Here is a 20,232-nt window from a genome sequence, read left to right as displayed (position 1 = left end):
TACACTAATCGGATAACTAACTCTTTTTCCCATACAAAAAACACCTCCAAATTGTTTTCAGATATGCTATACCCGATTTTTCAATTTAAAGGTGTTTTTATTTGTCTCACTTTATGGGGTCAGTCCCATCTCCTGTAAGGATTTTATCGGCTTTTTCTTTGTCGTTTTTTTCTTTCGATGTAAAGGGCATCAAGTGCGTCAATATCCTCTTGTTCAAGCAAGGATTCAATTGCCGCAGCCAGCTGTTTTGTCCGGGCGGGGCTTGCACCGCTTGTAGAGACTGAAATCGTCACTTTTCCTGATTTGACAACCTTCGGCACCATCACATTACCGAGCTCAGATTGGCTCACACAATTCACGAGCTGGTGAGGCTGCGCTGTTTGTGCAATCCATTCATTTACCGAAGGGTCGTTTGTAGCAGCTACAATGAAAAACGCATCCTTCAAATCTTCAGCGCCCACCTTCTTTTCCTTCCAATTCAATGCGTATGTATCAATGAGGCACGCCATCTCTTCAGAAAGATCAGGACTCACAACAGTTAGATGGCAAGGCTCCGTACACAATGTCTTTGCTCTTCTTAATGCAACAGATCCGCCGCCGGCGATGACCACTTGTTTATTGGTTAAATCAAGATGGACTGGAAGCATGGCTTTCTCCTCGGAAACGAAACGCATCGTCTTTGTTTAAAATGGTTTCTTGCACGCGTTCAATATAAGCCGCTTTGACATGCGGATGAAAGCCAATATACCGGCATACCCGGACATCTTTCAGCCGCTTTCTCGCCTGAGCGGCTTCACTTTCAATTTCTTTCATTAAAATCCCCGTAAACAGTAAGTAAGGAACGATATAAACAGGCCCATCGTCATCTTCTGATAACTGCGCGAGAACATCTCGATAATTTGGCTCACATGCTGTAATAAAACACGGAAGAACCTCTGCATGCGGAAGCAGATTTCGGACATCGTCTGCAATACCAAACACATCTCGCTTCACATCCGGATCAGAGCTCCCACGGCCAATTAAAAGAATCCGCGCGCGCTCGCCTTGATATCCTGCTTCTTCAATTCTTGCGGCAACCGCTTTTGTTACTTCTTGATTCACGCCGATTGGCTTTCCATATGTGACCTTCACTTGCGGGAAACGCGCGCGCACTTTCTCAATTTCGACCGGGATATCCGATTTGGCATGCATGGCAGTCAAAAGGAGGAGCGGGACGATGGCAATGTGTGTCGCTCCTTTTTTCACACAGGCCTCAAATCCTTCTTCTATAGAAGGGTCCGTCAGCTCTAAAAAACAAATTTCTTGTATATCCGCTTTCACTAACGGCATACAGCTCTTCATAAAAGAAATGGCCTTATCTTGTGCTTCTTTTACTCGGCTTCCATGCCCAACATAAAGGACAGCTTGTTTCATGCGGCTCCTCCCTCTCACTTGTTTTCATCAGACGAAAAGACACGATGTATGCACGTGTCTTTTCTCTATCATTCTCATTTCTCGATTAATGCGGGTTCAAACCAGTTCAGCTTTTGATGAAAATGAACGACATCTCCAACAACAATTAAACTTGGATGCTCGATCCCTTCTTTTTCAACGGTTTCAGACAGTGTCGCAACCGTGCAGCAAGTTGTCTTTTGCCTCGTTGTAGTTCCCCAGTGTATAAATGCAGCGGGTGTTTCAGGGTCCCGTCCATTTTTCAAAAGCAGGCGCTGCACTCTTTCCACGTTTTTGACACCCATGTAAATCACAAGAGTATCAATCCCTGTAGCCAGCGCCTCCCATTTTTCTTCAAAATGTTCATCCTTTTGATAGTGACCCGTGACAAAAGCAACATTTGAGCTGAATTCGCGATGTGTCACAGGGATGCCCGCATAAGCAGCCGCTGCAATACCAGAAGTAATTCCCGGGACGACCTCATACGGAATTCCGTGCTCAGCTAAGCATTCGATTTCTTCACCGCCGCGGCCAAAGACAAAGGGGTCGCCGCCTTTCAGCCGAACGACAACGTTCCCTTCCTTTGCATGAGCCACAAGCGCTTCATTGATGGCTTCCTGTCTCATTGTATGATGATTTGGCAGCTTGCCGCAATAAATCAATTCCGCCTCCGGTTTGGCATGGGCGAGAATTTCTTGATTGACAAGACGATCATATAAGATGACATCTGCCTGCTGTATCGCCTTATGGGCCTTTAATGTTATTAAATCTGGGTCACCGGGTCCAGCACCCACAATGTATACTTTCCCCATCTTGCTTTTCTCCCCCTGCCATCAGGCGATTATTTCGTTGTTCCTTTTACATAATCAACAAGACGCTGTTTGGATTCCTCACGGGATAATTCCCCTGTATCTAATACGAGCTCAGGCGCAGCAGGCTCTTCATACGGTGAATCGATTCCAGTGAAAAATGGAATTTCACCGTTTCTCGCCTTTTTATATAACCCTTTTGGGTCACGCTCTTCACACACGTTCAGATCACATTTGACAAACACTTCGTGAAATTCTCCATCTTCGACCAACTGTCTGACAGTGTGGCGGTCTTCTTGAAATGGAGAAATAAAAGCAGTGATGACAATCGTCCCTTGCTCCACAAATAATTTTGCTACTTCTCCGATCCGGCGGATGTTTTCTTTTCTGTCATCATCTGAAAACCCTAGATCTTTATTGAGTCCATGCCGCACATTATCGCCGTCAAGAACTGTGACTTGGTAGCCTTGTTCAAACAGCTCTCTTGCAGCTGCATTCGCGATCGTTGATTTACCTGACCCGCTTAGACCTGTAAGCCAGATAATGCCGCTCGTATGATTGTTTTTCTGTTGATATTCTTTTTTTGTAATAGATGAATCATGCCACACGATATGTTCGTTGCTCATGTCATACCCTCCCATTAAGATACCGTCGTTTTTAATCCTTCGATTAATGTTTCAATGACTTCTTTTCGGCTGAACGTGCTTGGTGGTAATTCACCGTTTCTCAGCATTGTTCGAACCTTTGTACCTGAAAGAATGACATGCTCGCTTTTGTCGTGAGGACACGTTTTTGGTGTGGCCATCGCTTCACATGTATTACAGTAGAAGCTGTGTTCAAATTTTAATGGAGTAATGCCGATTTCTTCGCTTGTAAATTGATCAAATAGTTCCTGCGCCTCGTATGTGCCGTAATAGTCACCAACACCTGCATGATCTCTTCCGACAATAAAATGGGTGCAGCCATAATTTTTCCGTACTAGCGCATGAAAAATGGCTTCCTTTGGTCCAGCATAACGCATTGCAGCAGGAAAAACACCTAAAAAGACGCGGTCTTTTGGATAATAACCGTCCAATAACACTTGATAGCTTTTCATTCTTACATCTGCCGGGATGTCGTCAGATTTTGTTTCACCGACAAGCGGATTTAAAAATAAACCATCGACTGTTTCCAGTGCTGTTTTTTGAATATATTCATGGGCACGATGAACCGGGTTTCTCGTTTGGAAACCAACAATGGTTTTCCAGCCGTTTTCTTTAAAATGACGTCTTGTTTCTTCTGGCTCATACGTAAATTGAGGGAATGGTTTTTCACTGCGTTTCGTCAGTGTAATTTTTCCGCCAATGTAAGTATCGCCGCGTTCAAATAATTTTTTCACGCCTGGATGATTGCGGTCATCTGTTTTATAGACATTCACCGCTTCTTTTTCTTTATCTGGTGTGTATTGATCCTCTACTTCAATGACCCCATATACAGTTCCATTGTAGGATAAGCGCACGATATCGCCTTGATGGATTTCCGCCGCCTTTTCTTTTGTCACTGGCAGTGTAATAGGAAGAGACCAAACGACACCACTTGCTAGCCGCATACTGCTTACAACTGCTTCATAATCAGCTTTTGTTAAAAACCCTTCAATTGGACTATATCCGCCAATTGCAATGAGTTCAAGGTCTGCAAAGGAAATCGCATCTAGTTCAATTTCCTTCGCAGCCGTGCTGAGATCATATTCTTCATTTACTCGATTAATTAATACGCCACCATGTGGTGTTAAACTCATTTGTTCATCTTCCTCTCAATGTTCATATTTATTAGATGTTAATAGTCGGATTTATGGTTAAATCCCGCCGCCCTGTTCATGAATAGAGCTGCTTTCATTTTTGACTGCCTTCATCAGACTCAGCGCACCAAGTGAGGCAAGCAGTACACTCATCATGATAAAGATAGAGTAATAGTCTCCTTTTAAGAAAAGGCTCACAAGCAAATACGATAGGCTGAGTGATAAGAAAGGTGAGACCACCCACACTTTCAGCATTTTTTTCACAACATGTTTGTGAAAAATGTTAGGCCCCCCTTTGGCCATTCCAAGCCCGATAATAGACGAGGAGGTGATTTGCGTAAGTGGAACGGGCAGCCCCAAAATAGAGCTGACGATGACAAGCCCGGCACCGGTACTCGAAAGTAAAATCCCTTCGCCTGTTTGATAGCGGGTAATTTTCTTTCCGTTTGTTTCCAGAACTCTTCTGCCTAGCAAGAGGGCCCCTGCTGCGACGAAGATTCCGCCGTAAAGTGTTCCCTGCCCAACTGACAAAACGCCTGAAGCGACGAGCGGCCCGACGGCATTTGCCACATTGTTCATACCGGCTGAAAATGCCTCTAAAAATCCACTAAGGATTAATATGACAGATAAAATAGCTGTGCCTTTTTTAGACAGCTTCCGTTTAGGGAACATTCTGATGATTTTGACGACAGCAAAGGTAAAAAGAAAGGCGAAAAGCGGGATGATGACCCAAAATGCCACAATCACTAAAATGGATTTCACAAACAATACTTTATACGCGACTGCCACACCAACCACAGCCCCTACTGTGACCTCACTTGTTGATAAAGGAATCGCTATCAGATTCGCTATGAAAAGTGATAGTGCAGCAGAACCAATGATAATACAAACGATTTCAAGTGTAATGACTGATTCTGGCATAATACCAGAGCTGATCGTTTTGACGACCTCGCCGCCGCCAATCACTGAACCTGCTAAAATCCCCACTGCACAAAAACTGAGTGCATAAATGGGCTTTTGAATGGCACCTGATCCATACGCAATGCCCATAGAAGCAGCTGCCCCGCTTGCGCCTATGTTTAAAGCAAAGAATAGACTAAATAAAATTGCGGCGATTTCCATACATTATGCTCCCTTACTCATGTAATCCGCACTCTGTCTTTGCTGTGCCTGACCATCTGCCAGAACGCAGATCATCTGCAGTAAATGCTGGCTGTGTACACGGTGCACAGCCGATACTTGGATATCCTTGGTCATGCAGCGGATTATAAGTAAGTTCCTCTCTAGATGCATATCTCCATATGTCCTTCCACGTCCAATGGATGAGCGGACATACTTTCACTGATTTGAATTTTTCATCCTTATTTAAGAAATTCGTCCCTGCTCGTTTTGGTGACTGCTCTCTTCTTAAACCAGAAAGCCATGCTGGATAACCAGATAGCGCTTCTTGCAAAGGAATGACCTTACGCATATGGCAGCAGCTTTGAGGATCTGTTTTCCATAATTGATCACCGTGCTGCTCATTTTGCTGTTCAACCGTCAGCTCAGGCGTTTTCAGTACAATGTCTAAACCCGGGTATCTTTCCTTTACCGCATCAATTGTGTCGTAAGTTTCTTTAAAATGCAGACCTGTATCTAAAAAGACAATTCTCGCATCTTTTTTTACTTTTGCAATCAGATCAATCAGAACGATGCCCTCAATCCCAAAGCTGCACGCATATACGAGCTGGTCACCATAATGACCGTACGCCCATTTCAGTACAGACAGGGCTCCTTTATACAAATCATCCTCTTGAAATGTAATGGACGGCTCTTGCCAATTTTCATAAGTTAACATGATTTCTCCCCTTCCGGAGTACCGCTCATATTGCTATTTTCCGCACTACTTTAATCTAATTTTTTCGTTTTTTTCCACTTGAATCACTTGACCGTCCTGAACAATTAACGTAATTGAACCGAATTTCATATCCCCAATCAGTTCTTGCATATGCTTTACTAAGTCCTCATCCTGATTTTGTTTCACTTCCATCTCCTCTTCCTCCTCACCGTTAAAATAAAAAAACTTTCTTTCAGTCCGAAAGAAAGATGAGGAAGCTCACAATTTCCTTATCTTTCAAAATAGAATCATTTTGCAGGAAGTAGCACCTTGCGAATCGCAGGTTGCCGGGTTTCATCGGGCCAGTCCCTCCACCTCTCTGGATAAGAGTTTCAATTTGTCTTAAATATTAACACAATTCAAACAAAAGTCAACCCGACTTTATTGATAGGATTAGTTTTTATTAAAATTTGAGTCTATTTTACTATTTTTACCCAAATAAAAAAGCCGTGCGGGCAGGCACAGCTTTTGAAATTGTTAACGATGGACTTTGACTTTTCAGACCGTTTCTTCCATCCAAGATTCAGACGAAGGATCTTGTCTCCAGCGTTTTAGTTTGTTCATCGCAGACGGCTCAATCGCTTTCAGTTCAAGTGCCACGTCTGTCAATGAGTCATAGTCTGTCAGGGTGACATATGGAATATTTTTTTCTTGAAAAGCGGCTGCTGCTTTTGGCAGTCCGTATGTGAAGATTGCGGCAACTCCTAGTACCTCGCAGCCCTCAGCTTGAAGAGCAGCAACCACTTCCAGCACACTGCCTCCTGTGGAAATAAGGTCTTCGACGACGACAACCTTTTGGCCTTTCGATACGGCCCCTTCAATTTGATTTCCTTTGCCGTGTGCTTTCGGCTTACTTCTGACATAACACATCGGGATGTTCAAGCGGTCTGCTGCTAATGCCGCATGCGGAATGCCTGCTGTTGCAGTACCTGCAACAACCTCTGCTCCCTTGAAATGAGTGAGAATCAAATCTTTTAGACCTTCCGCAATGTCGTGTCTGACTTCTGGATATGATAATGTGAGGCGGTTATCACAATAGATCGGTGATTTTATACCGCTCGCCCATGTAAACGGTTCGTCTGGTTTTAATGAGACCGCTTTGATTTGTAATAGATGTTTCGCGATTTTTGATTTCATCTGGCAGTCACTCCCACTCTTTCAAAATTTGATGATAGGCTTCTATTGGTTTATCAGCTTTTGTGATTGATCTCCCGACAACAATTTGTGAAACACCTTGCTCTTTTGCATAGGCAGGTGTCGCCACACGTTTTTGGTCATCAGTTTGATCATTTGGTAAGCGAATACCTGGCGTTACAGTGAGAAAGGAGGGTGAGATATGTTCATGAAGTGCTTTAGATTCATGAACAGAGCAAACAACCCCGTCCAGCCCACTTTCATATGCTAATTGTCCGTACCGGATAACAGTCTCTTGCAGCGGACGGTCAATGAGTAATTCTTTTCTCATCATGTCTTCAGACGTACTAGTCAGCTGGGTCACTGCAATAATGCCCGGACGGCTTTTTCCAGCAGGAGTTCCGCTTTCAAGTCCCTCTAACGCAGCCTGCATCATTCGTTTCCCGCCAGCCGCATGCACATTGACCAAGTCAACGCCAAGTGCGGCAATCCGGTTCATCGCTTTTTGCACCGTTGTTGGAATGTCATGTAATTTTAGATCGAGAAAAATGCGGCAATTTTTTTCTTTCAGCGCATCAAGGATGGCAGGTCCTTCTTGGTAAAACAGCTCCATGCCGACCTTCACAAATAATGGTGTCCCTTCAAAGGGATCTAAAAAGGTAAGCGCCTCCTGTCCTGAAGGAAAATCAAGCGCGATGATGGGCAAGTGCTTCATGTTTCCAGCTCCTTCCGATACATTCCTCTACAGATGAATAACCATATGCTGCTAACACATTTGGCAGCTCTTCAATGATTTCCGGGCAAATAAATGGATTCACAAAATTGGCTGTACCGACAGCTACTGCACTTGCACCTGCTAGTAAAAATTCAAGTACATCTTCAGCACTTTGCACTCCGCCCATCCCGATAATCGGAATAGAAACCGCTTGACTCACCTCATGCACCATGCGCACAGCGACAGGTTTGACAGCTGGTCCTGATAATCCGCCTGTTTTATTGGCAAGGATGGGTTTCCCCGTTTTTAAATCTAAACGCATCCCAATTAATGTGTTAATCATGGTGAGTCCATCCGCTCCAGCAGCTTCAATCGCTTGAGCAATCTCTACAATATTAGCTACGTTAGGTGACAGCTTGACATAGACAGGTACAGAAGAGACGTCCTTGACCGCTTTTGTCAATGATGCTGCCATATTTGGATCTGTACCAAAGGCGATTCCGCCGGTTTTAACATTTGGGCAAGAAATATTCAGCTCAAGGGCATGAACATTTTTTGCTTGGCTGATTTGCTTGGCTACTTCAACATAATCTTCAACCTGTGAGCCAGCAACATTCGCAATAATAGGCGTATCAAATTGCTCAAGCCAAGGCAATTCATTTTCAAGTACGCCTTTTAGACCTGGGTTTTGAAGGCCGATTGCATTGAGCATACCAGCTCCTGTCTCGGCTACCCTTGGAGTCGGATTGCCAAATCTCGGTTCAAGGGTTGTGGCTTTGATCATGATACCGCCCAGTAATGATAGGTCATATAAGGATGCAAATTCTCTCCCGAATCCAAAGCAGCCTGATGCAGGGATAATTGGATTCTTTAAAGATAATCCCGGTAACTCAACGTTTAGCATGATAATGCCACCTCCTCTGCTTTAAAAACAGGTCCATCAAGACACACTTTAACGTAAGGTTTGTCGAGCTGATCGGTATGACAGACACATGCAAAGCAGGCACCAATCCCGCAGCCCATTCGTTCTTCCATCGAAATGTACACAGGCTTATCAGGATACGTGTCTTTCAGCGCTTTTAGCATAGGTGTTGGACCGCAGGAAAGCAGCACATCAAAGCTCAGGTTTTGCCCTTTTATCACATCTGTTACAAAGCCTTTAGCACCGTATGTGCCATCAACCGTTGCAATAAACGTATCGCCGAGTGCTTGAAATTTTTCCTCGTAAAATACATCCTTTTTCGACTGAAAGCCGAGGACATGCTTTACGATGACGCCTTTTTTCGTTAAACGCTTGGAAAGCTCATATAGAGGCGGTACGCCAATTCCGCCGCCGACTAGTAATGCCGTCTCTCCGGGCTTGACGACTGAAGGATCATACCCGTTTCCAAGCGGCCCTAATACATCGACTGATTCTCCCTCCCGCTTTTGGGAGAGGAGCTTTGTGCCCTCACCCTCTGCGCGGTAAATGATGGTTGCTTCTTTTTGCTCGGCATGAATGTTGGCAATACTGATCGGTCTTCTCAGCAGCGGTGTCATGGATTCACTGACCTTTAGATGAAGAAATTGTCCAGCCGTTTGAAAGGAGTCCACAAGGTCACCTTTTAATGTCATTTCGTAAATATGATCAGCGATCTCTCGGTTCGAGACGACCGTCAAGTATGCTTTTTTCATATCGTTACTGTCACCTCAGCATTCGTTTTCACTTCTGGCATTTCATCCGCTCTAAATGTCATGCTCTCTAGCACTCTTAAAATGGCTTCTGCTGTATCTAGTGACGTTAAGCAAGCCACTCCGTTTTCAACAGATTCACGTCTAATTCTAAAGCCGTCTCTAGCTGGCTGTTTTCCTTTTGTTAATGTGTTGATCACGAATTGGGCTTCCCCGTTTCGAATGACATCAAGAAGATTTTTGCCTTCCTCTCCAATTTTGCCGACCACACTTGATGGAATGGAGGCTTGTTTTAAATAATTCGCCGTTCCTTCTGTTGCTAAAATATGATAGCCGATCGAATGGAATCTTCTTGCGATCTCAAGTCCTTCTTCTTTATCCTTATCAGCCACTGTCAGAAGAACTGTTCCGTCATTAGGGATTTGAATGCCTGATGCAATCAATCCTTTATATAGGGCTTTTTCGATCGTGACATCTTTCCCCATGACTTCACCTGTTGATTTCATTTCAGGCCCGAGTGTAATATCCACTCTTCTTAATTTTGCAAAAGAGAAGACTGGAACTTTGACGTACACCCCTTCTTGCTCTGTATGAAGCCCTTCTTCGTAGCCATAATTTTTGAGCTTGTCTCCTAAGATGACTTTTGTCGCAAGGTTTGCCATCGGGATGCCTGTAATTTTACTTAAGAAAGGAACCGTCCGGCTTGATCGCGGGTTCACTTCAAGTACATACACTTCACCTTTTGATAGGACAAACTGAATGTTCAAAAGCCCAATAATGTTGAGTCCCTTTGCAAGCTTGATCGTGTATTCTGCGATCTTTGCTTTGATGTCCTCAGACAATGTTTGCGGCGGATAGACCGCAATCGAGTCACCAGAGTGAACTCCGGCTCTTTCAATGTGTTCCATAATGCCTGGGATTACGACAGTTTCTCCATCAGACACGGCATCTACTTCAATTTCTTTTCCTGTCAAATACTTGTCAATTAACACTGGATGCTGCGGGTTGACCTTCACCGCATTCTCCATGTAGTGAAGAAGCTCAGCTTCTTGATACACAATTTCCATCGCGCGGCCGCCTAATACATAGGAAGGACGGACAAGAACTGGGTAGCCGATTTGATTGGCAATCGCTACAGCTTCAGGCACAGACGTTGCTGTTTTCCCTTTAGGCTGCGGCACACCAAGTGTTTCTAACGTTTGTTCAAACTTGTCCCGGTTTTCTGCGCGGTCTAGGTCTTCTAGGGAAGTTCCAAGAATTTTAACCCCTCTATTTGACAATTCATCTGCTAGGTTGATCGCCGTTTGTCCGCCGAACTGAACGACGACTCCTTCAGGCTGTTCAAGGTCGATGATATGCATGACATCTTCTACAGTGAGTGGTTCAAAATAGAGCTTATCTGAAATACTAAAGTCTGTTGAGACTGTTTCAGGGTTGTTGTTAATAATGATCGCTTCATAGCCTGCTTGTTTAATTGCCCACACAGAGTGAACAGTCGCATAATCAAATTCAACCCCTTGTCCAATTCGGATAGGACCTGAACCTAATACGATAACGCTTTTCTTGTCTGTACGTTCTGATTCATTTTCATCTTCATATGTGCTGTAGAAATAAGGTGTCTCTGATTCAAATTCTGCCGCACATGTATCCACCATTTTGTATACAGGTACAATGCCTGCTTCTTGTCTTAGCTTGTAGACATCCGCTTCGTTCATATTCCACTCGCGGCTAATGTAGATATCTGAGAAGCCTTTTTCTTTCGCTTCTTTTAATACGTCTGTATTGCCTTTGTTTTCTTTTAATGTCTTCTCAAAGGCAATGATGCCTTCCAGCTTATGAAGGAAGAAGTAATCAATTTTTGAGAATTCATGTATTTGTTCGACTGTATAGCCTCTTCTAAGTGCCTCAGCGATATAAAATAATCGTTCGTCTCCCGCTTTGATAATCCGCTTTTCAAGCACTTCATTTGTGATGTCTGCTTCATCTTTTAATTCAATGTGATGCACATCGGCTTCAAGTGAACGTACAGCTTTTAGAAGAGACTCTTCTAATGTGCGGCCGATTGCCATGACTTCACCAGTTGCCTTCATTTGCGTACCAAGACGTCTGTTCGCAGATTCAAATTTATCGAACGGCCAGCGCGGTATTTTTGAAACGATATAGTCAAGTGCCGGCTCGAAGGCTGCATAGGTTTTACCTGTGACTGGGTTCATCATTTCATCAAGCGTTAAGCCGACAGCAATTTTCGCTGCCAATTTGGCAATTGGATAGCCTGTCGCTTTTGACGCAAGCGCAGATGAACGGCTCACACGCGGGTTTACCTCGATGATATAGTATTGAAAGCTGTTTGGATCAAGTGCCAACTGAACGTTACAGCCGCCTTCAATACCAAGTGCACGGATCAGCTTAAGCGACACATTTCGAAGCAGCTGATATTCACGGTCACTTAACGTTTGGCTTGGTGCTACAACAATACTGTCACCTGTATGAATGCCGACAGGGTCAAAGTTTTCCATGTTACAAACAACGATTGCATGGTCACCGCTGTCTCGCATGACTTCATATTCAATTTCTTTAAAGCCGGCAATGCTTTTTTCAAGTAAGCATTGTGTGACTGGGCTTAGCTTCAGACCGTTTTCAACGATTTCCTTCAGTTCTTGCTCGTTTGTACAAATACCGCCGCCCGTTCCGCCTAATGTATAGGCTGGTCTGACAATGACAGGGAAACCGATTTGATCCGTGAACGCCATCGCTTCTTCAAGGTTATGAATGATTTCACTTTCTGGTACCGGCTCATTTAGTTCATTCATTAAATTACGGAATAAATCTCTATCCTCTGCTTTTTGAATGGCTGACAGCTTTGTACCGAGTACTTCAACGCCGCATTCAGCTAATACGCCAAGCTCTGATAATTCAACTGCAAGGTTTAATCCGGTTTGCCCGCCAAGTGTTGGCAAGATCGCATCAGGGCGTTCTTTTCGAATGATTCGTGTTAAAAATTCTGGTGTCAGTGGTTCGATGTATACCTTGTCGGCCATTTCTGTATCTGTCATGATGGTCGCAGGGTTAGAGTTGACAAGAACGACTTCATAGCCCTCTTCTTTTAGCGCTAAGCAAGCCTGTGTGCCTGCATAGTCAAACTCCGCTGCCTGACCGATGATGATAGGACCTGATCCGATTACTAAAATCTTTTTGATGTCTACGCGTTTTGGCATACTTCTTCCCCTTCTTTCTCAGTCGTATGAATCATTTCCATGAACTGGTCAAATAAGTAGTTTGCATCTTCTGGACCCGGTGATGCTTCTGGGTGGTACTGAACAGTGAATGCTGGTGCTTCTTTATGTTTTAATCCTTCAATCGTATTGTCGTTTAGGGCAATATGTGTGACTTCGAGCACGTCTTCGTTAATACTGCTAACCGTGTAGCCGTGGTTTTGAGAAGTCAGTGTCACCTTGCCAGTTGCTAGTTCTTTCACCGGATGGTTTGATCCTCTGTGGCCAAATTTCATTTTTTCTGTGCTTGCACCGCACGCTAGAGCAAACAATTGATGTCCGAGGCATATACCAAAGAGCGGCACCTTTCCAATCAATTGCTGAATCATCTCAACGGCTTCCGGTACATCCACAGGATCTCCAGGTCCGTTTGAAAGCATGATGCCATCAGGCTTTAGCTGCAGCACTTCATCTGCAGTGATGTTGTATGGCACCACAATGACGTCGCAGTCACGTTTATTGAGCTCGCGCAAAATGCCGTGCTTCATGCCGAAATCGACAAGGACAATTCTTTTTCCTCTGCCTGGGCTTGGGTACGCATTTTTCACAGATACTTGACTCACTTGATCTGTTGGCAGCTGCAATGTTTGAAGGCGGCGGACAACGTCTTCTACTTGTTCATCAGGTCCTGCGAACGCCCCTCTTAAAGTCCCTGCACTTCGAATCATTCTAGTCAGCTTCCGTGTATCGATTCCGCTCAGCCCCGGAATGTTTTTCATTTTTAAATATTCATCGAGTGAATATGAAGAGCGCCAGTTTGAGGGCTTTTCACAAAGCTCTTTCACAATCAGCCCTTTCACAAACGGTGTGATCGATTCAAAATCGTCACGGTTAATGCCATAGTTGCCGATAAGCGGGTAAGTCAGTGTGACAATTTGCCCGCAGTATGATGGATCAGATAAAATTTCTTGATAGCCCGTCATCCCTGTATTAAAGACGACTTCTCCGACTGATGGTTCTAAGCTGCCAAAGCCTGTTCCTTCGAATACTGTTCCGTTTTCTAGCACTAAGCGTCTCTTCATTTTACTAGTCTCCCCTCTTCATAAACGACTTTCCCAGATGCAAGTGTCATGACCGGCCATCCTGATACAGTCAATTTGTCAAACGGTGTATTTTGCCCTTTAGATAAGAAGCTTGTTTTATCAATTGCCATTTCTTTGTTTAAATCAATAAGTGTGATATCAGCTATGTGCCCTTCTTCAAGCTTTCCATATGGAAGAGAAAATGCTTCTGCTGGTTTAATTGTCATATAATCAACGAGTTCCTTTAATGTCCATTCGCCTGTTTTGACAAATCGTGTATACAGAAGCGGGAACGCTGTTTCAAGTCCCACAATTCCAAACGGGGCACGCTGCATGGTTTCGTTCTTTTCTTCTTCTGTATGCGGCGCATGGTCTGTTGCGATGAAATCAATCGTTCCATCTAACAGTCCCTCGATCAATGCCTCGCGATCCTCTTTTCCTCTGAGCGGCGGGTTCATTTTATAATTTGTATCAAGACCTGGAATGTCCGTATCACACAACAGCAGGTGATGCGGTGACACCTCAGCCGTCACACGGATGCCTGCTTTTTTTGCATCGCGTACGACCCGCACAGATTCTTTCGTACTGATATGACATACATGATAATGACAGTTCGCTGCTTCTGCTAAAAGAACATCTCTTGCAATATGCACCGATTCACAAATGGACGGGATTCCGTTTAACCCATTTGCTTTTGAAAATTCTCCTTCATGAACGCACCCGCCGTAAATGAGCGAGTTATCTTCACAGTGCGCCACAATCGCTTGATCAAGACTTGCTGCCTGTTTCATCGCTTCGTACATCATGCCTGCTGTTTGGATGCCGACACCGTCATCTGTAAAAGCAAAGGCGCCTGCTTCTTTTAGTGCTGCAAAATCCGTCATCTCTTCCCCAATTTGTCTCGTTGTGATGGAGGCGTATGGCAGCACTCTCACAGATGAGGTCTCTTCGATTCGATTCATCAGCCATTCCATTTGCTCTTTTGTATCTGGAACCGGCCTTGTATTCGGCATCGCTGCAATCGTCGTATATCCGCCTCTTGCGGCTGCTTTAGAGCCTGTTTCAATCGTTTCCTTTTTCTCTCCGCCCGGCTCTCTTAAATGCACATGCAGATCGATCAAGCCTGGTGACACAAATAGCCCTGCTGCATCAATAACCTCTTCTCCGTCTTCTCTTTCTAGGTGTCCAATCGCTTGAATCACTTTTCCTTTTACCCTAATATCCTGCTGCACTCTTTCACCTGTGCTTGTTAAGATAAAACCGTTTTTAATGAGATATGACATAGACAGAATCTCTCCCTTTTTGATGTAGTGTGCTATTTTGAAAAGCTCTTTTTAATACGGCCATTCGGATATAAACACCATTTTCCATTTGTTTGAAAATCCTTGACTGCTTGGACTCTACTAATGAATCATCTATTTCAACACCTCTGTTTACTGGTGCTGGATGCATAATAATCGCGCGTTCTTTCATTTTGTTTGCTCTGTCTACTGTTAATCCATAAGTTGATAAGTAATCTTCACTGCCCATTTTTTCAGCGTGCCGTTCATGCTGGATTCTAAGTAGCATCACCACATCAGATTGTGCGATGGCTTCATCTACTTGGACATACGTTCCGTGAGGGTTTTGTTCATCCTGGAAGGAAGCAGGTCCTGAAAAGAGGACTGTCGCTCCCAGCCTTGAGAGAACCTCAGCATTTGATCTTGCCACCCTGCTATGTTTGATGTCTCCATGAATCGAAATCGTTAAGCCTTCAAAGCCGCCAAACTCTTCAAAGATGGTCATGAGGTCAAGCAGTGATTGGGTTGGATGCTGTCCGCAGCCATCTCCTGCATTGATGATGGGAATTCCAACCTTCCCGATCAGCTCGTTATAATATTCATCGGTGCTGTCCCTGATCACACATGCCTTTACTCCGATCGATTCGAGTGTTTTTACCGTATCGTAAAGTGTTTCGCCTTTTTGAACGGAGGTGCTTGCCGCATCTAAGCTCAGGACATTCATCCCTAGTTTCTTCTCGGCTACTTCGAAGCTAAAACGTGTTCTTGTGCTTGGTTCAAAGAAGAGGTTTGCCACAAATTCTCCGGCTAATCCATGTTCTTGTTTTCCCTTTTTGAGTGCAGCTGCTTCTTCAATCAGCTGTAAAATCTCTTCTTTTGATAAGCTGCTCATTGTCGATAAATCATTCATTTTTTCTTCCCCCTCTAGTTTTTCATCACTTTCAGGTTCAAAAAAACCCTAAGCCTCGGCAGCTTAGGGTTCTCTAAAAGAAGCAGCGGCACTTTTGTGCATTCTGCTCCAATTAGAACCCTTGTCAGCCTCACTGGACTTCTTTTAAAAGGTTTTCTGTATTTGATTCATTTGAGTTGTCATCTTCTGCTTTTTGATGCGGCAGGATCAGATTTAACAGCACACCCGTAATCGCAGCAAGTGCCATTCCAGATAGGGTGAGATTGATTTGTTTCACCTCAATGAATGCCCCGCCAATCCCAATGACTAGGATGACTGATGCGATAATGAGATTACGCTTTTCTTCAAAATTCACTTTATGATCAATCAGAATTCTCAGGCCGCTTGAAGCAATGATTCCAAAGAGCAGGAACGAAACGCCTCCCATCACCGCGGACGGCACTGTACTGATTAATGCTGAAATTTTTCCTACAAAACCGAAGCAGATCGCAAACACCGCCGCTCCGCCGATGACGAAGATACTGAACACTCTTGTGATGGCCAGTACGCCAATGTTCTCTCCATAAGTTGTTGTTGGCGGTCCGCCAATAAGTGAAGCGAAGATCGTCGCCGCACTGTCTCCTAAAATGGAGCGGTGAAGACCTGGTTTTTTAATAAAATCTTGTCCTACGACCTTACTTAACACCACTTGGTGGCCGATATGCTCAGACATTGTCACAAAGGCAACCGGTACCATCACTGTGAGAATGCTTAAGGTCACAGCAGGTGTATAGTCGACAAATGGCACGACAAAGTCTGGTACAGCAAACCATTTTGCGTCAATGACCGGCTGGAAGTTCACAATGCCTTGAGTTAAGGCAAAGAGATAGCCGCTGATTATGCCGATTAATACTGGGATTAAGCTAAGGAATCCTCTTAGGAAAATCATACTGATAATGGTGACAGCCAGTGTGAAGCCAGCGACCATTAAGTGCTTGAGGCTGTAAACAAGCTCGGTTGCATTCGGATCAACATACATCGCCATGTTGACTGCTGTTCCAGCGAGTCCGAGTCCGATGACCATAATGACTGGTCCTACGACAACCGGCGGCAGAAGCTTCATCAGCCAGCCTGTGCCGAGCCATTTAATGAATAGGGCGATGAGTGCATAAGCGACACCCGCCATGAAGGCGCCAACCATTGCGGCTCCAGGGCCGCCCGTTGCTTTAACATTCAGTATGGGGGCGATGAAGGCAAAGGAAGATCCAAGATACGCCGGAATTTGTCCTCTTGTGATAATTAAGTAAACAATCGTTCCCACACCGCTTGAGATGAGCGCGACGGCTGGACTCATATCAATGATTTTTGGTACAAGAATGGTCGCACCAAACATCGCAAACAAATGCTGCAGGCTAAGTGACAGCCATGTGAATGGTTTTGGGATATCTCGAATGCCTAAATTGGCTTTTTGCTGACTCATGATTTTCCTCCTAGATGTGTCCTTTTTCATTAAAAAAGCCTCTTTGCGAGTATGCGCAAAGAGGCCTAGATAAACCGGACACGTCATGTTAGCCGTGTGCTCGGTGTCTCTGTTATTGCCCTCTTTGCAAACTCTCTGGAATGCATTTAAAAAGGTTATTTTTCATATATAGCGACAAGGTCGTTTTGATCTACTTCATTGAGCTGAACCATGACTGTCTCTGCTTTTGAAGTCGGAATGTTTTTCCCGATGTAATCCGCTCGAATCGGCAGCTCCCGGTGTCCTCGGTCGACAAGCACAGCCAGTTGAATGGAAGATGGTCTTCCTACATCCACAAGGGCATCCATAGCTGCTCTCACGGTTCTGCCTGTAAATAGGACATCGTCAACAACAATGAGTGTTTTGTCATTAATGTCAGCTGGTATGTCTGCACCCTTTACAAGCGGGTCTTGGTTGTCTGTCTTTTTTGTCAGGTCATCACGGTATAGCGTAATATCAAGTTCACCCACAGTGACTGGATTCCCTTCAATTTGCTCGATGCGCTCTGCAAGGCGCTTAGCAAGATGTATGCCTCTTGTCTTGATCCCGGCAAGGATGACATCCTTCATCCCTTTGTTGCGCTCAATCATTTCATGTGCAATTCGGGTAAGCGCTCGTCTAATCGCTTGTTCATCAAGAATGACTGCTTTTTGTTCCATCTATTACACCTCTTTTTGACAAATAAAAAGCCCCTTCTGCAAAGGGCAGAGAGGGGCGTTCATTTGTGCATACGCGTGCACAAATTGATCCGTTATCCTTCTCAGCCTCTCTGGACTGTTTTAAAGAATCTCAATTTCTTTGTTTATTATTTCAAAAAAAGAACGGCCTGTCAATCGTTATTTCTTAATGAATCGATAAAGCCCCGCATATCAGCTGGAATTGGTGCTGTGAACTCGATATATTCTCCTGTTCTAGGATGATCAAATCCTAAAACACCTGCATGCAGCAGCTGTCCATTAAAATCTACTGTTTTTCTCGGCCCATATTTCGGATCTCCTGCAAGAGGGTAGCCGATATATTTCATATGAACACGAATTTGGTGTGTTCTTCCCGTTTCAAGACGGCATTCGACAACCGTAAAGTCTTTAAAGCGTTCAATCACATCAAAGTGAGTAACGGCCTGTTTTGCATTTTCTTTTGTGACCGTCATGCTTTGGCGGTCTTTTTTGTCTCTGCCAATTGGTGCATCAATTGTGCCTGTATCATGCTGGATAATACCGTGGACAACAGCCGTATACTTTCTAGTGACAGTTTTAGCCACCAGCTGATTAACGAGTGACTCATGTGCCATATCGTTTTTTGCGACCATTAACAGCCCAGACGTATCTTTATCAATTCGGTGGACAATTCCAGGACGCATCACACCGTTAATCCCTGATAAGTCTTTGCAATGTGCCATCAGTCCATTTACAAGTGTTCCTGACACATGACCCGGCGCTGGATGAACGACCATTCCTCGTGGTTTATTTACGACTAACACATCTGCATCCTCATAATAAATATCAAGATCCATTGGTTCTGCTTCTACATCTAGCGCTTCCGGATCTGGAATCTCCACTTTGATTTGATCCCCAGCTTGTACTTTGTAATTGGCCTTTACTTGTTTCCCGTTTACTTCGATCAGCCCATCTTTTACCCATTGCTGGACTTGGGTTCTTGACCATTCTGGTTCTGTCGTGCTTAGAAATTTATCTAGCCGTTCACTCGTTTGTTCTTCTGAAACGGCAATATTTACTTGATTCATGTAGTTGACTCCTTATTTTTCTTTCCATCTAACAGCATTTGAATGAAGAGCAGAATAACCCCTACACAGAGAGAAGAATCTGCAATATTAAAGATTGGGTAGTGATAATCCCCAAATACGAAATGAGCAAAATCAACCACTTCCTGACGGAAAATACGGTCGATAAAGTTTCCGATCGCTCCGCCAAGCATTAAGGCCAGCGCAACTCCCAGCAGCTTGTCCTTTTGTCCATGTTTTTGTAAGTAATAAACAATTCCCGCAATAACAACGAGTGTGATCACATAGAAAAACCACATTTGCCCTTGGAGAATTCCCCATGCGGCTCCTGAATTTCGGTGAGACGTGATATAAAAGAATCCATCAATGACTGGAACAGAATCACCGAGCATCATATCTTTGACAATGAGCCATTTTGTTAATTGGTCTAAACAAATGATAACGAATGCGATTATGTAATAGAACACACACGTTCCTCCATCTTCATACTTTGATCTTTAAGCATTTTATCAAGAAAACAGGAAGGAGTAAAGAAACTTTAGTTGACAGACAAAAACCTCCCTACATGTGGAAGGCTTCAAAATGAGAATCATTTGATTCGTAAGGATAAGGAGTGAATGCTTTTTTCTCGTATTGCTTATGATATAAAAAGTCGTCAGCCGTGCGGGCGGTAGGAAGAATACTCATTTGTTCAAGCGGAATCACATCTCCTGTTGCCTCACATATGCCATAGGTTCCTTGTTCGATTTTTGCAATAGCGAGAGACACATCTTGCAGCTCTTCTTTGATGTGATAAAGAAGCGTGGTCGTTTTGACCTCATTCAATGTGACATGCTCAGCGGGTGAACGAAATGATGCGTATTCAAACAGTTTAGATTGCAGCTCTTCTTTCATTTGAAGGAGTTCCGTGTAAATCGTCTCTAGATCGCCATTCATGTCGCTATTTCAACTCCTGCCCTGTCGTGATAATCATATTGTTGCCCCGCCTGGTTACTTTAAAGCCATAAGATTTTTCCTTTCGTTCTAAACGCTGTCATTTTCTCATAAAAGAAAACGCCCCGCATATGACGGGGCGCCAGCTTGTGATATCGCATTG

21 protein-coding genes and 1 riboswitch are annotated in these 20,232 nt (G+C 44.1%); all 21 genes read right to left on the bottom strand.

The annotated features are described in order from the left end of the window. Positions 1-143: 143 nt before the first annotated feature. The 21 genes from AAZR19_RS03155 to AAZR19_RS03055 all read right to left on the bottom strand — a co-directional run bounded on the left by AAZR19_RS03155 (position 144) and on the right by AAZR19_RS03055 (position 20,072). Complete coding sequence (locus tag AAZR19_RS03155; RefSeq protein WP_434702281.1) at positions 144-647, bottom strand: precorrin-2 dehydrogenase/sirohydrochlorin ferrochelatase family protein; 504 nt, start codon at positions 645-647, stop codon at positions 144-146. After that, a complete protein-coding gene (locus AAZR19_RS03150) occupies positions 628-1,413 on the bottom strand; it encodes a sirohydrochlorin chelatase (protein ID WP_423059592.1) in 786 nt (261 codons plus the stop codon). The genes AAZR19_RS03155 and AAZR19_RS03150 overlap by 20 nt, the downstream gene beginning before the upstream one ends. Before the next feature lie 74 nt (positions 1,414-1,487). Beyond that, entirely contained in the window at positions 1,488-2,243 is a 756-nt protein-coding gene (gene cobA / locus AAZR19_RS03145) for a uroporphyrinogen-III C-methyltransferase (RefSeq protein WP_041108928.1), read from the bottom strand. 29 nt (positions 2,244-2,272) lie between these two features. Beyond that, the gene (gene cysC, locus AAZR19_RS03140; RefSeq protein WP_034281722.1) at positions 2,273-2,866 is read right to left on the bottom strand and encodes an adenylyl-sulfate kinase; all 594 of its coding nucleotides are present in this window, start codon (positions 2,864-2,866) and stop codon (positions 2,273-2,275) included. 14 nt (positions 2,867-2,880) lie between these two features. Then, on the bottom strand, positions 2,881-4,017 hold the full coding sequence (gene sat / locus AAZR19_RS03135; RefSeq protein ID WP_024424222.1) for a sulfate adenylyltransferase: 1,137 nt from the start codon (positions 4,015-4,017) through the stop codon (positions 2,881-2,883). A 57-nt stretch (positions 4,018-4,074) separates the two neighbouring features. Next, positions 4,075-5,139: an inorganic phosphate transporter gene (locus AAZR19_RS03130; RefSeq protein ID WP_041108926.1), complete on the bottom strand. Its 1,065-nt coding sequence runs from the start codon at positions 5,137-5,139 to the stop codon at positions 4,075-4,077. 13 nt (positions 5,140-5,152) lie between these two features. Then, a complete protein-coding gene (locus tag AAZR19_RS03125) occupies positions 5,153-5,854 on the bottom strand; it encodes a phosphoadenylyl-sulfate reductase (RefSeq protein WP_024424224.1) in 702 nt (233 codons plus the stop codon). 45 nt (positions 5,855-5,899) lie between these two features. Further along, positions 5,900-6,004 (bottom strand): DUF2292 domain-containing protein, encoded by a 105-nt coding sequence (locus AAZR19_RS03120; RefSeq protein ID WP_369810469.1) that lies wholly within the window; start codon positions 6,002-6,004, stop codon positions 5,900-5,902. 116 nt (positions 6,005-6,120) lie between these two features. Then, a riboswitch (SAM riboswitch) is annotated at positions 6,121-6,223 on the bottom strand. 168 nt (positions 6,224-6,391) lie between these two features. Continuing rightward, positions 6,392-7,030: an orotate phosphoribosyltransferase gene (gene pyrE / locus AAZR19_RS03115; protein WP_262089397.1), complete on the bottom strand. Its 639-nt coding sequence runs from the start codon at positions 7,028-7,030 to the stop codon at positions 6,392-6,394. A 7-nt stretch (positions 7,031-7,037) separates the two neighbouring features. Continuing rightward, positions 7,038-7,742 carry an orotidine-5'-phosphate decarboxylase gene (gene pyrF, locus AAZR19_RS03110; RefSeq protein WP_434702277.1) on the bottom strand — a complete coding sequence of 235 codons (705 nt, stop codon included), beginning with the start codon at positions 7,740-7,742 and terminating at the stop codon, positions 7,038-7,040. Next, positions 7,714-8,646 (bottom strand): dihydroorotate dehydrogenase, encoded by a 933-nt coding sequence (locus AAZR19_RS03105; protein WP_034281714.1) that lies wholly within the window; start codon positions 8,644-8,646, stop codon positions 7,714-7,716. The genes pyrF and AAZR19_RS03105 overlap by 29 nt, the downstream gene beginning before the upstream one ends. Beyond that, positions 8,640-9,416 carry a dihydroorotate dehydrogenase electron transfer subunit gene (locus AAZR19_RS03100; protein WP_087975464.1) on the bottom strand — a complete coding sequence of 259 codons (777 nt, stop codon included), beginning with the start codon at positions 9,414-9,416 and terminating at the stop codon, positions 8,640-8,642. The genes AAZR19_RS03105 and AAZR19_RS03100 overlap by 7 nt, the downstream gene beginning before the upstream one ends. Further along, a complete protein-coding gene (carB, locus tag AAZR19_RS03095; protein WP_075611367.1) occupies positions 9,413-12,628 on the bottom strand; it encodes a carbamoyl-phosphate synthase (glutamine-hydrolyzing) large subunit in 3,216 nt (1,071 codons plus the stop codon). The genes AAZR19_RS03100 and carB overlap by 4 nt, the downstream gene beginning before the upstream one ends. Beyond that, positions 12,613-13,707 (bottom strand): carbamoyl phosphate synthase small subunit, encoded by a 1,095-nt coding sequence (locus AAZR19_RS03090; RefSeq protein ID WP_024424230.1) that lies wholly within the window; start codon positions 13,705-13,707, stop codon positions 12,613-12,615. Before AAZR19_RS03090 ends, carB begins: the two co-directional genes overlap by 16 nt. Continuing rightward, positions 13,704-14,990 carry a dihydroorotase gene (locus tag AAZR19_RS03085; protein WP_024424231.1) on the bottom strand — a complete coding sequence of 429 codons (1,287 nt, stop codon included), beginning with the start codon at positions 14,988-14,990 and terminating at the stop codon, positions 13,704-13,706. Before AAZR19_RS03085 ends, AAZR19_RS03090 begins: the two co-directional genes overlap by 4 nt. Then, positions 14,974-15,897, bottom strand: coding sequence for an aspartate carbamoyltransferase catalytic subunit (locus tag AAZR19_RS03080; RefSeq protein ID WP_024424232.1), 924 nt, complete (start codon positions 15,895-15,897; stop codon positions 14,974-14,976). The genes AAZR19_RS03085 and AAZR19_RS03080 overlap by 17 nt, the downstream gene beginning before the upstream one ends. 130 nt (positions 15,898-16,027) lie before the next feature. Beyond that, a complete protein-coding gene (locus AAZR19_RS03075) occupies positions 16,028-17,356 on the bottom strand; it encodes a solute carrier family 23 protein (RefSeq protein ID WP_025092549.1) in 1,329 nt (442 codons plus the stop codon). Positions 17,357-17,511: 155 nt separating this feature from the next. Continuing rightward, positions 17,512-18,054 carry a bifunctional pyr operon transcriptional regulator/uracil phosphoribosyltransferase PyrR gene (pyrR, locus tag AAZR19_RS03070; protein WP_024424234.1) on the bottom strand — a complete coding sequence of 181 codons (543 nt, stop codon included), beginning with the start codon at positions 18,052-18,054 and terminating at the stop codon, positions 17,512-17,514. Between the two features lie 170 nt (positions 18,055-18,224). Beyond that, positions 18,225-19,139 (bottom strand): RluA family pseudouridine synthase, encoded by a 915-nt coding sequence (locus tag AAZR19_RS03065; RefSeq protein ID WP_061109813.1) that lies wholly within the window; start codon positions 19,137-19,139, stop codon positions 18,225-18,227. Further along, positions 19,136-19,603, bottom strand: coding sequence for a signal peptidase II (lspA, locus tag AAZR19_RS03060; protein ID WP_434702272.1), 468 nt, complete (start codon positions 19,601-19,603; stop codon positions 19,136-19,138). The genes AAZR19_RS03065 and lspA overlap by 4 nt, the downstream gene beginning before the upstream one ends. A gap of 94 nt (positions 19,604-19,697) precedes the next feature. After that, entirely contained in the window at positions 19,698-20,072 is a 375-nt protein-coding gene (locus AAZR19_RS03055; RefSeq protein WP_024424237.1) for a TraR/DksA family transcriptional regulator, read from the bottom strand. Positions 20,073-20,232: the final 160 nt, after the last annotated feature.

The organism is Bacillus sp. Je.9.29.b (assembly GCF_051129925.1).
Taxonomy (GTDB): Bacteria; Bacillota; Bacilli; order Bacillales; family Bacillaceae; genus Bacillus; species Bacillus safensis.
This window is presented reverse-complemented; position numbering and strand designations above follow the sequence as displayed.

What these genes read in the sequence shown, in the direction of transcription:
- AAZR19_RS03085 (WP_024424231.1), bottom strand. Translation starts at nt 14,990, where the DNA reads ATGTCATATCTCATTAAAAACGGTTTTATCTTAACAAGCACAGGTGAA.
- AAZR19_RS03150 (WP_423059592.1), bottom strand. Translation starts at nt 1,413, where the DNA reads ATGAAACAAGCTGTCCTTTATGTTGGGCATGGAAGCCGAGTAAAAGAA.
- AAZR19_RS03075 (WP_025092549.1), bottom strand. Translation starts at nt 17,356, where the DNA reads ATGAGTCAGCAAAAAGCCAATTTAGGCATTCGAGATATCCCAAAACCA.
- AAZR19_RS03100 (WP_087975464.1), bottom strand. Translation starts at nt 9,416, where the DNA reads ATGAAAAAAGCATACTTGACGGTCGTCTCGAACCGAGAGATCGCTGAT.
- carB (WP_075611367.1), bottom strand. Translation starts at nt 12,628, where the DNA reads ATGCCAAAACGCGTAGACATCAAAAAGATTTTAGTAATCGGATCAGGT.
- sat (WP_024424222.1), bottom strand. Translation starts at nt 4,017, where the DNA reads ATGAGTTTAACACCACATGGTGGCGTATTAATTAATCGAGTAAATGAA.
- AAZR19_RS03155 (WP_434702281.1), bottom strand. Translation starts at nt 647, where the DNA reads ATGCTTCCAGTCCATCTTGATTTAACCAATAAACAAGTGGTCATCGCC.
- AAZR19_RS03055 (WP_024424237.1), bottom strand. Translation starts at nt 20,072, where the DNA reads ATGAATGGCGATCTAGAGACGATTTACACGGAACTCCTTCAAATGAAA.
- cobA (WP_041108928.1), bottom strand. Translation starts at nt 2,243, where the DNA reads ATGGGGAAAGTATACATTGTGGGTGCTGGACCCGGTGACCCAGATTTA.
- pyrE (WP_262089397.1), bottom strand. Translation starts at nt 7,030, where the DNA reads ATGAAATCAAAAATCGCGAAACATCTATTACAAATCAAAGCGGTCTCA.
- AAZR19_RS03125 (WP_024424224.1), bottom strand. Translation starts at nt 5,854, where the DNA reads ATGTTAACTTATGAAAATTGGCAAGAGCCGTCCATTACATTTCAAGAG.
- AAZR19_RS03105 (WP_034281714.1), bottom strand. Translation starts at nt 8,646, where the DNA reads ATGCTAAACGTTGAGTTACCGGGATTATCTTTAAAGAATCCAATTATC.
- pyrR (WP_024424234.1), bottom strand. Translation starts at nt 18,054, where the DNA reads ATGGAACAAAAAGCAGTCATTCTTGATGAACAAGCGATTAGACGAGCG.
- pyrF (WP_434702277.1), bottom strand. Translation starts at nt 7,742, where the DNA reads ATGAAGCACTTGCCCATCATCGCGCTTGATTTTCCTTCAGGACAGGAG.
- cysC (WP_034281722.1), bottom strand. Translation starts at nt 2,866, where the DNA reads ATGAGCAACGAACATATCGTGTGGCATGATTCATCTATTACAAAAAAA.
- AAZR19_RS03080 (WP_024424232.1), bottom strand. Translation starts at nt 15,897, where the DNA reads ATGAATGATTTATCGACAATGAGCAGCTTATCAAAAGAAGAGATTTTA.
- AAZR19_RS03090 (WP_024424230.1), bottom strand. Translation starts at nt 13,707, where the DNA reads ATGAAGAGACGCTTAGTGCTAGAAAACGGAACAGTATTCGAAGGAACA.
- AAZR19_RS03130 (WP_041108926.1), bottom strand. Translation starts at nt 5,139, where the DNA reads ATGGAAATCGCCGCAATTTTATTTAGTCTATTCTTTGCTTTAAACATA.
- AAZR19_RS03120 (WP_369810469.1), bottom strand. Translation starts at nt 6,004, where the DNA reads ATGCAAGAACTGATTGGGGATATGAAATTCGGTTCAATTACGTTAATT.
- AAZR19_RS03065 (WP_061109813.1), bottom strand. Translation starts at nt 19,139, where the DNA reads ATGAATCAAGTAAATATTGCCGTTTCAGAAGAACAAACGAGTGAACGG.